Here is an 11,948-nt window from a genome sequence, read left to right as displayed (position 1 = left end):
TTATTTTGGTTCCCTCATCAATTCCTGAAGCAGATCAGGAGAAATATTAAGCTGGCCTATCTGCCCTGCTTTCTCAGCTAATTCCTGGAATGCTATTGCGATAAGTTTATTAGGCTGCATACCTATGCTGGCAAGTGACTGTATTACATTTGGATCTATCCCTTCCATGGCTTTCATAACTGCAGATAGCTCGTAGGCTTTTGCATCCGCTTCTGCTTTAGAATTCAAAACGGTGAGATCAATAAGGTCTTTTCTCTTCTCCTCCAAAGTAGTGTCAAAATTCATCTGTTCCTCTTTCAGTTGATTTTGCTTCTGCTGAACGGCTCTTTCCGCCTCTATTTGAGCTTCCCTTACTTGTTTTTTCTTATTTTCAATTGCAACTTCCGTGTTAAATTCATTTTCTTTTACACGCCTTTCCTGCTCAATAGACGCATTCCGTCTTTCATAAATGGCCTCATCCGCTTTCTTAAGGATTTGCTCTCTTGCATGGGCTTCCAGAGCTCTGGAAGTTTCCTTATTGGGAAGGATTGCAAGTATGGAAAGACCTAATATTTCTATTCCAATAAGGTTTATTTCCTCATTCTCTCTAATTTCCTTCAATATCCCTTTTGCAAGAACTTCACTGGATTTAATGGCATCTTTTAGCTGCAAACCCTCCAGGGTTTTCTTTGTTAATACTCTTACTATGTTTATTACCCTTTGTGGCAGCTTTTGAGGATCATCAGAAGCATATCCTTTGCCTTTCATATCAAGGGTATAATTGTGAAGTCCTGAAATCTTCTTTTGATCAACTATTCTGAATGTAATCTGTCCTTGAACTGTCACAGTTTGAAAGTCTGATGTGACTTCTTCAAAAATAAAAGGAGCATCTACGCTTCCTACCGGTACAACAACAATTGATGTAGTAGGAGCATAGTAGTAAAAGGATATTCCTGCACCTTCCTTTACTATTTTGCCATTCCTGTACTTTAAAACATACTCACTTGGTTGGAACTTAATAAATCTGAATCCGAACATAAATAGTCCCTCCTTTAATTTGAAAGCATGGCAAGCCTTGGTTACTGGGCTGCACTTTGATACTGTATTACACTTTGATATTGGATTACACTTTGATACTGGATTGCACTTTGATACCGGATTGCACTTTGATACTGGATTGCACTTTGATACCGGATTGCGCTTTGATACTGGATTGCACTTTGATACCGGATTGCACTTTGGTTTCTCTGTCCTAATATAAATAAATATACTCTAGGCTGATCACCTTAAGTGCCCTATCCTCCTTGCCTCTGATGTTTCATAAATATTTATTGCTTCTCAATTACTACGATACAAGTACTGTCAGGCAGACTTGTTGGATTTCTTTTTTCATCAAAGAACTCTACTTTTTGAGATAATGCTATTGTATATCCTTCCTGTAGGAAATGCTTAAACTCAACAATTTTAGCATTGTCACCTAATACCATCGTAATAAATTCGTTAAAGCCGCTTGGTGTAAAATACCCAAATTGCTCGTTTACTTCATGTACATATGACTTTTCTCCCCATGTATAGGTATAAAGGAATTCCATTGCATCATTTATCGGCATTAATACTTCGTTTTGTCCTACTACAACGTACTCAATCTCCCTGCCTTTGAAGTCCTTGGCGTACCTTTCCAGGAATTGCATACCCTCCTCGGATAAAAACCTTATTATTCTCTTTTCATCGGCAGGCTCTGTCATAATACCATCACGGATGATAATCCTCCCGCCTCTTGGCAGAATCTCAAATACACTTTTAAATGCAGCAGCTAAGGTTTCATGGTTAAACTTTCTTCCGTTAAATTCGATATAGGAGAACAGTTCATGGAGGATGGAACAAAAGATTACTGTATCAATACTGCCTTTCTCAATATACTGTCCCAGATTAAGTGCATCACCATACAATACATCCCATTTCCTGTTTTCCAGCTGTTTTTTCTTTTTTAAACTATCCAGTACATTCTGTGCTATATCAACACCTAACACCTTTTTTTCTGGATACCTTTCTTCAATAAGATCCATCAAGGCTCCGCCTCCAGGACCTATGTCAATGACCTTATCTCCGGTAATGTAATCAAGAATTATCTTTTTGTAGTCCACCGTCTGGTTCATAGTTTCCAGGTATTTCTCTTCTTCATAAAAGCGGTCATATTTGTCCCTTCTTAGTCCAAACAGGTCAAATAGCAGGATAATAGCTTTTTCATACAGCACATCGGATTTTTCCGCCTCAATACAGAATTCGATAAGTTTACTGCCAGCTGCCGAAAATCGGAAGGTAAAAAATACTGTATCATCCAAGCTTTCATGGTGAATCACTGCATGAGCAACATGTAGGTTTTCTTTACAGTCGCCTTCCAATATATCTTGTATTGAGATTTCTGAAAGATACTTTTCAATAATTCGTTTTTTATAAATATTAATGCGCTTCTTTCCTTCATGCTGGTAGTAAATAGACTTCATTAGCCATTCAAAGCTGATATGTTTCACTTTGCATAAATCCACTTCTTGTGCAATTAGTAAAAATATCTTTATGAACTCTTCAAATGAAAAATCAAAAAGTGCCGATTCCACATACCATAAATCTGCCACCTTAAAAAGGCAAGATATTTTATCAATTATCTTTGAATCAGAAAGAACTTTTTCGTATTCTGCTTCAAAATCCTCACCATTTTTAATAGAAATAGCCCTTAAATGTCTTAATTTAGCCTTAAAATCGTGCTGTTTATCAAATTCTCCGGCAATAATAATTTCAATTATTTCATCTATCTGTTTGCTAATGTCTTTCCATATGTCTTTATCCACTGCGATCACAATACAATAGTTAAGTGCCTTTAGTATTTCTTTTAGTTCGTCAGCCGGTATAATCCCATCTTCAACAAGCTGATATAACGGTTTATTATCAGAAAGTGGTATCTCTCCCCTTATGTATTGTCCTATCAAGCCATGAGTCAGTATAAGGTTGTGAACTATCCTTTTGATTTCAGGCTTTAATTCTGAAACTTCCTCCAGATAGATTTCTGCAGATCCAACATTATGTGCAAAAAGGTTGTAACCTCTTTTTATCCATTGATTTCTTTGATGTATAATCCCGGACTTTGCAACTTCAGACCATTTTAGGGTCTCTTCGATTATGTATATTTGATATTCACTTAATTGAAGGGTTGTAAGAGCTTTCAGTGTTTTTTCCACATAGTTCAGTACATAATTATCCCTAATTTCCTCAAGGGAGTTAAGACGCTCAAGATTAACACTGCGCTCTGATGTTAGTGCCAGATACTTGAGCCATTTTTCGCTTTTTAGTACCTGTAAATCACCGCTTTTAGTTCTTTCTATAGCGGTTAAAGATTTCAATGTAAGTGCCTAACCTTTTGAGTCTTGATAGCTTTCGTCATAATAACTTTCATCATAATAGTTTCCATCATAATATTCTTCAATCACTTTGATGTTTCCAATAATATAACTATTAAGCTCATCTAGTTCTTCGTCGGTCACCCCTACTTCCTTATGCATGCCACTGACTGCAGTTTTAACTTCCAATGTTGATATATAATCATCATTAACATCAAATTCCATTACGAAACCGACAAACTCTGGAGCACTTTTTGAATTCCATTCCTTTGCAATTTGGCGGGCATGCCCAACATTAAATACCGGATTAAAAAATGGCTGTCCAGGCAGTCTTGGTGGAAACTTTTTCATTCCAGACTGTTTTATAAATTCAAGTTCTTTTATTCCTACAGGTCTAAAAAGTTTCATTTGTGTTTACCTCACTTGTTAATAAAGTCAAAGCGGATATTCACAATCCGCTTACGCTACTTGCTCATAACCTAATTGCCACTACGTGGCATTTCAGCAGGTTCTTGAAGTGCTTGAACTCCTGCTGAAACAGGCAAATCCCTATCTCCACTCCTTACAGAAGCGGAGTGGTTTCCCTGATGCCGTTAAAATTTCATACCTTAAATCTTTTGAACATTTTCATTCCATATGAATTCCAGCACTTTGGGTTTTCAAATCTTTTTTATTACTCAGAAATATTAGTCCAGTTGGGATTAAACCTGAATAACTTGGAAGGCCTATGTCCTGCGTTCTTGGTATATTCATTCGACTCAATTACCATGTTAGCAGTTTTCCTTCTGAAATTTGCTTTTAACAATTCCGTATCAAGTATAACTTCGTACACTTTCTGAAATTCCGTAAGAGTAAACAATTCCGGCATTAGATTAAATGCTATATCCGTGTACTCAATTTTGCTTCGTAACCTTTCAATCCCATATTCAATAATTTTTGCATGGTCAAAAGCAATTCCATTTGATTCAACTACTTCTCTTTCTACTTTTGTCACTTTACCTTCGACAGTCTTTATAGTTTTTACAATTGCTGAAAGGTTATTTTCATCGTTTGACAAATTCAATTTGAACAATTTTTGCAGGATATATCCTTGTTCAGTTACTGTCTTTTGCTCTTGATATAACCTACAGGAAACCGTGAACCATTTTGCATCATCTGCATCATCACTTGCCTTGATATTAAGGGTGGAACTGTCAACCAAGGACATATAGGAGGCACTTATTACTCTTGTACGTGGATCTCTGCCCACATCTCCCCATGTATAAAGCTGCTCCATATATATATTATCAATGTTGGTTTCCTCTTTTAATTCCCTTAAAGCGGCTTCATCCAAGCTTTCGTCCATGTGTACAAATCCGCCCGGAAGAGCCCATTGTCCAATGTATGGGTGGTCGCCTCTTTTAATCATTAGAAGCCTTAAGACTTTTTCGGGAAGCTTCCGGTAGTTTTCCTTTTCTTCATCGGTTACTGTGAATATTAGCATGTCTACGGTTACGGAAGGTCTCTCGTATTTGTTTGGATTATATGTTGCTAGGAATTGTTCTTCGGTGAGATTTTGTTTGTTTTTTAATAAATTATTTGGCATTGGATTGTCCTCGATTTGATAATTGTTGTTTACTATTTATTATTATTTGTAGTTAGTACTTTATTGATAATATCATTTTAATACCATTTTATTCTCTTGTCAACATTTTTTATTATTAAAAAATTCATGGTTTTATAAATACAGATATTTATTTCTTACTACGTCCCATAGAACTGTCTTAATTTCCATGGTTTCGTGCTATAAAATTTTCTAATGTCAGGTGGCGGTACCACTATTGGAACACAATAATAGACCATAAAGTATCGGATTTTTTCCCAGATTACACTATTAAGAGAGTTGAAAAAGGTTACAGAATGTTACGATTAAAAATATGCTGACTATGACAGTCCCGTATAAATATAAATTAGAACCATAACAAAGATTTTCACAAGTGATAGCTGGAAAAAAGCTGTACTTGATTTATTCGTAGCTAAGGGGCAAGTGAGAAAATTTGGGTATTCTTCCATCTTGGGAACACATGTTTTATCGGGCGTTCTTGTAAAAGTAATTTTGTCAAAAACTATCTTTAATAAGCTTTATTCAAACAAAAAACAGGCTTGCAAATCATAGCGATATATGGAGTGCAAGCCTTAATTTTAAATTTAGTTCATAACACATACTATTTAATTTTGAAGTACCTTCATTATTTCACGAAATAATTCCTCTTTTAATATATCTGCAACACCTTCTTGAAATACTATCACGCCTTGTTTTTCCATAAATCTTACAAAATTATCATAATTACTATTCAGTTTAGCTTTATCCTCTTTAGTTAATGCCATATTATTGCTATATATTCCTTTTAAATAAGTCTCTTCGTCCATCTTTAGCCCCTTAACATCTGGAAGTGACCACTTTATGGTTTCTGGTAATTAGGCACCGATAGATCAATATTTAGTAATTCATCTATGCTCATTATTTCTGCACTACTCTTTGTTTTATCCATCAACTACTCCTTTTATCTCCAGTTTCAATGGCAAGCTACTGTTCAAGGTATCTTTTTAGCTGCTTCAATTGTTTTAAAGTCATCTTTTCATCATAGTGCAATCCATTATATGTTGGATGCAAAAACGGATATTGACCTTTTGTTTGTAGTATAAAATTATTCATAATCAACCAATCAATAACAGCATGTAATTCATCTTTTGAAACTGCATTCAACTTTCCAAACTCTGGTATTGCATTCAATTTAGCCTCAAACAGTTTCTTTGTTATTGTGCCAGTCAATGCATCAGCAAGCATAGTTACTCCATAATAACGGACATTACTAACATTCTGCAGCGCACTAAGTACAATGTGAACAATATCATTCAAATCCATTCCATTGTAAAGAACAGGCTCAAAATCGGCCTTTTTTATTGAAATATTATCCTCTTCAATATGCTTCTGTTCAACACACTCTTTCATTTTTTTCTTTGCCTTATCGTTATTGCAGGTTCTTTTCGCATTATCATTCTGTTGTCCTACTAAATTGGATTTTTCTTTAACTGGCTGAATTGGATCCGGCCCATATCCCATCAAATCGTAAAACTGTTTTTTACTTATTACATTGTTGCAGCCGATTCCATCTTTCTTATAATTTGTACAACCCAAAAAATAATCTTTTGATTTCGCTGGCTTTACAATTAAATATCCATCCCTACATTGATCACATTTCAATATGGAAAGTTTTCCAGCTTTATATTCATTCGTCATAAAGCCACATATTTCTGGTTCATTTGTACAAATATATAATCTTAACCCATATGCATTCTTATATTTAAACTGTAGCGGATAACCACAAATCGGACATGTTCTCCGTCCAATTGTTTTGGGTTCATCCTCATTCCAATTTCCATGAATTACAATATTCTTATAATCCCTTTTCAGCTCTAATAAAAATTCTGAAGGATTCTGTTCAGGCGCAATAAAATAGACACGGTTCTTCGTTCTTGTCATGGCAACATAAAAAAGTCTTCGTTCTTCAGCATAATCAATAGATCGATCCCCTTTAATTACGAACGCTAGAACCGGATCATCTTCAATTTTTGATGGAAAACCATAGGTTTCATTCTTTCCATTTACAATAATAACTTCATCATACCCAAGCCCTTTCGATGAATGAGCTGTCATAAATGTAATATCAAGCCCCGGATATTTAACGCTCTTGATTTTGCTTCCCCTATTAATATATTCAAACAATCCTGATCTTTCCAGCTGTTCTCCATCAAAACCGAATCGACCAAGCAACAATATTGATTCTGATTTTCTACCTTCCAGCTTACTATAATCTACAATCTGTCCCAATGCTACTTCAACCGCGTGAGCAGTAGCATAATTTACTCCACTCTTTCGATTGCCGCTTTTGCCTTTGTATGTACCGTCATAAGTATATATAATAACCGGTTCACTAATTTGCTTCGGCGATTCCAATCTTTTTGTTATTTGCTCTGTATTTTTCTGAATAAAGTTGCCAGCTATATCAATTACTTCCTGTGAGTTACGGTAAGTCTTTACAATTTTAAGTAGTTTGGCATACCCCATATTCTCTTCAAATTTTGTAAAAAGTGTAATATCAGAACCGCTGAAAGCATATATTGACTGCCAATCATCTCCTACTGCTATAATTTTTGCATCCGTTACCTCTGATAAAGCTTTCGTCAAATTAAATCGCTGACGAGAAATATCCTGGTATTCATCTACAATCACATATTTGAAATCAAGCTTTTGCTTCATTTCTTTTACTTCCTGTAATATTCTGGCTGATTCATTTATCATATCTTGAAAATCTACCGCATTGTTTTCTTTCAAATACTTCTCGTATTCCAAGAAACAATCATTACAAATTTCCAAAAATAATCTTGTTCGGACATTTTGCGTAGAGTGATGCATGCGATTAAAATCATCTGCTGTATATCCATTCACCTTAAAATTAGAGATAAATCTACAAATAAGATTAATTAGCTTTCTAACATATCTGTTTTCTTCTCCAGCAACCAGCATTTCCATTACTTCTGTGTTAGAACGTTGCTTTAATTTAAAACCTTGATTTTCCAATTTTTCTTGCAAATGCTTCAGCAGAGGTTTTCCATCCTTATATTTTGAAAAAGTGTATATCAAAGCTGTTCCATGCTGACGATGTAATAAAACTTTATCATTTACTGCTTTTTTGTAAGCTTCAACTTCTTTGTCACTAAATCTATCATTTTTACCGTCTTCTGTTATTCCAAAATGCTCAATAAATGCCACTTTTCCATCCTGCTTAATTACAAAATCTGGCGTATATGGTTTTCGTGCATACATAATATTATATTGATAAATTGGTTCATACTCATAATCAATGTTATTCAAATAAAGAAAATTAGCAATTTCCACTTCCTGGTGTGACCGCAACACTTCGTTCTGTATAGTCACCGATTTCTTAGATCTGGTATCAATTACTTCTCGTTTGAAGTCCTCCAAATCACTGCGCAATGTCGAATAGTTTGCTTTTGCGATCTGATTGAAGAACACATTCAAATCATCACCTTCATATGGGGCGTCAAAGTATGATGCAAAAAACATAATCAATTTATTGACTACATTTTCATTCTGCATAATAGAGCCTCTGAAATAATCTCTGATAACAAAATATAATTTCGAATTTTCAGCGATATTTAGCTTCTCATCCGGAGCATTCTTATGTATAATTGCATTTCCTGTTGAATGAAATGTCGCAATAGGACACTTTATCTCCAAGTCATCATTTATTTTTTCTTTTAATTCATTGACTGCCTTATTTGTAAACGATACAACCAAAATCTGAGCAGGATCAATATTTCTTTTTTCTACAAGGTATTTTACTTTCGCTGCTACCGTTGTTGTTTTCCCTGCACCAGCACCGGCAATAACCAAACAATAATCTTCATCTGTTAATATAACTCGGCGCTGATCATCATCAAGTAAAATCTTTGGATCCATCGTCTTTAATATATTATCTAAATAGTCTTTTTCTACATTCAAAGTTCTATTAATGTAATCATCATTATGTTGATCAACATATTTTTCAAAATTTAAATACTTTTTCACATCCGATTCTACTTCAGATGCATTCATTCCATTCTTTAAACAATAAGACGACATCATACCACTACTGCTTAATACTTTAAAAAAAGAAACAATAGATTCATATTGTGAAATTTTATTGCAATACTCACTTTTTGCAATATATCTATCTGTATTTAAAAAACAATTCAAAAAATTCCAAAATGTTACTCACTCCTCGTCATAAGTACTTTTTATTTCCTTTATTATTGAACCCCCATTACCAATTGCAATCATCCAGCATCTCGCCTATTACACGTTTTACATCAATCATACCTTAGAAAGAAGAAGTGTATATTGAGATACTCTTTCTATCAAATTGTTTTAATATAAGAACTATTCTATCCCACAAGCTTCCTTCAACATATCTTCATACTCCAATCTCCCGAAGTAATAATTCTATAAAATCTCTTGCATATTTACGCTGCAGCTTACTATGGTGAGACTGATTGTAATAATTTCTCAAGCAGCTATAACATGATGCATTCTCATCACAGCATTGCTGAGAAGCCTTATTGTGAGCAGCTCTTAATGCATTAATAATTGCCTGTCGATATACCAATCGCTTAACATGACCTGCCCCCACCTGGCACATTATCATAAATCAAAATATCATAGCTGTGCTGTTCTAGGTTAAGTTCCAAAATACCATCAATTTCATTTCGCTCGATTCCTAGTGCGTTGCTGATTTCCTCTAAGAAGGCATACATAAACGATAACGCTCTCGCAAAATCCTCTTTATCCTGTCCAGTTAAAATGAGCCACTATATCGGCAAAGGTGAGCCATACATTATTTCTTATTCTTTTGCCCTAGATAGAATACTTAATCAAATTGAATTTATCAAAGATGCAAGCGCTGCTGACGCAGCAAGCCCTTGACGAATGCAATCCGAATAAGTAAATGGTATTTAAGCAAAAGTAAGGTGGCATATGCTAACCGGTAGACTGTCTCACAATCAACCGGACTCATTGCTCTGGAAAACAAGAATATTCAATGATTTTTCTTTGATTTACAGGCATAATTATCCATATTTAGTATATCCTTTTATTAGATCGTTTTCAACAGTAATCTACAACAATTCTCTGTATACTTTCTAAACTTTCTAAATACCACTGTTTGCACACCTAAAAGCATAAAAAACACCTTACAGCGCACACCCTCAAGAGTTCGCTATAAGGTATTCTTTTTTATAACTGCCTGCCAACATTTTATGGGCCTTACAGTCTTCAAGCATACGACTAAATTCTTTTCTTGCTGTGCCAGCTTTACCAGACGCTGTATCCATGTAAACATCAGCCAATAGTCACCCTGGTGTAGATGCTACTAATCTTGTAAATGCTGATACTTGTGCAGCCAGGCTTTTTAATTGTTCTGCATCGTTTGTACTTACCCGAGCGTAAGCAGCTACTCTTTTCTCCCGCTTTGGTGCAGCTGATATGAAATGTATTCTTAAATTTTCAGCCATGACAAAAACTCCATAATTTCATGTTCATTGACAAATTGAAATTTGTTAAAAGCATGATAATAGCAATCCATCAATCATAGCAACAATCAAAAAAACAAAAATTCCTTTTAAAAATGAAATAAAATGTTTTTTGGGATTTCGATATATGCTTTGATTGTTCTCTGTCCCTGTAAATCTTATTCGCTTAGAATTTCTCCACCATAACATATCTATGATAAAAAAATCAAAGGCATTTAAGAATTGACCTAAAATCAAAGTGTTTAAGAAATTAGCCACAAAACTTTCCTGCCTGGTGAATAAGCCGAAAATAAAAAGGACAACACTGAAAATCAAAATATTAACCACAAAAGATGTGAGGGCTGCGGTAGACTTGATTTTTGATTTTAGCATAGGATTTTCTTTTATGATGCATTGTACCTCATCAGGATAAGAGGAAAAGCTTTTCATATTTTTCTCGTCGGTACCTGTATTAAAATAGCATATTCCCAAAAATAAAGCACATAAAATAGTTGCTTCGATTATTAACATATCCCTTTCAACCACCTTTCAAATTCTTATTTATTGTTCAACTTACAACTTGATAATATCGATCTTTAGAGTTAATATATGATACTACCAAAGGAGGTATCGTCATGAATAACAACAAACCAATATTACACATTTCCATTTATTGTCAATATGGTTTACAAATAAAAAAGGTGCTTAGAAAAGTGTTGTCAGATTTCACCATAAACCGATTATATGAGAAAAATCTAAATACCAAAACAGAGAATTTGTTGCTAGTTATCATTTACTCCATTAAAAACAGGCGATAAAACATATAACATTCACTGGCACACAGGCTATAATTGTTGCCAGACTAATCATCATTGGGTTTCATTTCAGCAATGTTAATTAGCCTATTTCTACAACATTTCTATCTACACAACCTACCCAAAAGCGCAATTCTGTCTACTCAACTATGCGGTTTTTTCACAGTAGATAAATTTCCGTATAGTAGCTATTTTACGAGAGGTTCTGCCATTCTGCAAATCATCAAAACTCGAAGAACTCCATATTTCTACACTTTTCAAGTTTCTACTTTTCCACCCTTGACATCAATACAACCGTCTCAACGGTATTACCAAAGACCCACAAAGCTCCAGACAGCTATATCAACGTATCTGTGGACTTTGGAAACAGCGTAGGTATGATACCACTTAATAGTATAGTTGAAAAAGCAGAGGCATACAAGCCAAAACAGAGAACTACTTACAAGCTGATAAAGGAATATATCCTTGAAAAATACAGCTTTAAAGTACACACAGCATACATTGCCGAGGTCAAGAGAGATTTGGGTTTACCCATGTACGATGCCCCTAATGCAGTAGAAACATTAAAACAGCCGAGAAAACACCCCACTCCTATTCAAGTAGATGCTATTAAAGATGCTCTTACTTATTTTCAAGTAATATAGAAAACTAA

Annotated in this window: 10 protein-coding genes and 1 pseudogene; 2 read left to right on the top strand and 9 right to left on the bottom strand. The window is 34.7% G+C overall.

Annotated elements, in window-relative coordinates:
• The 9 genes from RT261_RS03850 to RT261_RS03810 all read right to left on the bottom strand — a co-directional run bounded on the left by RT261_RS03850 (position 1) and on the right by RT261_RS03810 (position 10,931).
• Entirely contained in the window at positions 1-1,017 is a 1,017-nt protein-coding gene (locus RT261_RS03850; RefSeq protein ID WP_313129581.1) for an SPFH domain-containing protein, read from the bottom strand.
• 290 nt (positions 1,018-1,307) lie between these two features.
• Positions 1,308-3,374: a class I SAM-dependent methyltransferase gene (locus RT261_RS03845; RefSeq protein WP_313129578.1), complete on the bottom strand. Its 2,067-nt coding sequence runs from the start codon at positions 3,372-3,374 to the stop codon at positions 1,308-1,310.
• 9 nt (positions 3,375-3,383) lie between these two features.
• Positions 3,384-3,779, bottom strand: a complete 396-nt coding sequence (locus tag RT261_RS03840) for an ADP-ribosylation/crystallin J1 (protein WP_313129575.1) — start codon at positions 3,777-3,779, stop codon at positions 3,384-3,386.
• A gap of 265 nt (positions 3,780-4,044) precedes the next feature.
• Entirely contained in the window at positions 4,045-4,956 is a 912-nt protein-coding gene (locus RT261_RS03835; RefSeq protein WP_313129573.1) for an NUDIX hydrolase, read from the bottom strand.
• A 623-nt stretch (positions 4,957-5,579) separates the two neighbouring features.
• The gene (locus RT261_RS03830) at positions 5,580-5,738 is read right to left on the bottom strand and encodes a hypothetical protein (RefSeq protein ID WP_313129571.1); all 159 of its coding nucleotides are present in this window, start codon (positions 5,736-5,738) and stop codon (positions 5,580-5,582) included.
• A 199-nt stretch (positions 5,739-5,937) separates the two neighbouring features.
• Positions 5,938-9,171, bottom strand: coding sequence for a UvrD-helicase domain-containing protein (locus RT261_RS03825; protein ID WP_313129569.1), 3,234 nt, complete (start codon positions 9,169-9,171; stop codon positions 5,938-5,940).
• A 217-nt stretch (positions 9,172-9,388) separates the two neighbouring features.
• Positions 9,389-9,619 (bottom strand): hypothetical protein, encoded by a 231-nt coding sequence (locus tag RT261_RS03820; protein ID WP_313129566.1) that lies wholly within the window; start codon positions 9,617-9,619, stop codon positions 9,389-9,391.
• Positions 9,620-10,322: 703 nt separating this feature from the next.
• Entirely contained in the window at positions 10,323-10,484 is a 162-nt protein-coding gene (locus RT261_RS03815) for a hypothetical protein (protein ID WP_313129563.1), read from the bottom strand.
• A 45-nt stretch (positions 10,485-10,529) separates the two neighbouring features.
• Positions 10,530-10,931 (bottom strand): hypothetical protein, encoded by a 402-nt coding sequence (locus RT261_RS03810; protein WP_313129560.1) that lies wholly within the window; start codon positions 10,929-10,931, stop codon positions 10,530-10,532.
• Positions 10,932-11,116: 185 nt separating this feature from the next.
• Between RT261_RS03810 and RT261_RS03805 the strand changes: the two genes are divergently transcribed.
• On the top strand, positions 11,117-11,299 hold the full coding sequence (locus RT261_RS03805) for a hypothetical protein (RefSeq protein ID WP_313129558.1): 183 nt from the start codon (positions 11,117-11,119) through the stop codon (positions 11,297-11,299).
• Positions 11,300-11,592: 293 nt separating this feature from the next.
• Positions 11,593-11,940, top strand: a pseudogene (locus tag RT261_RS03800) (23S rRNA (uracil(1939)-C(5))-methyltransferase RlmD); the annotation flags it as partial.
• Positions 11,941-11,948: the final 8 nt, after the last annotated feature.

This window comes from Anaerocolumna sp. (assembly GCF_032079385.1).
Lineage (GTDB): Bacteria > Bacillota > Clostridia > Lachnospirales > Lachnospiraceae > Anaerocolumna.
Note: the sequence above shows the minus strand (reverse complement) of the source record. Positions and strands in the feature narration are given on the sequence as shown.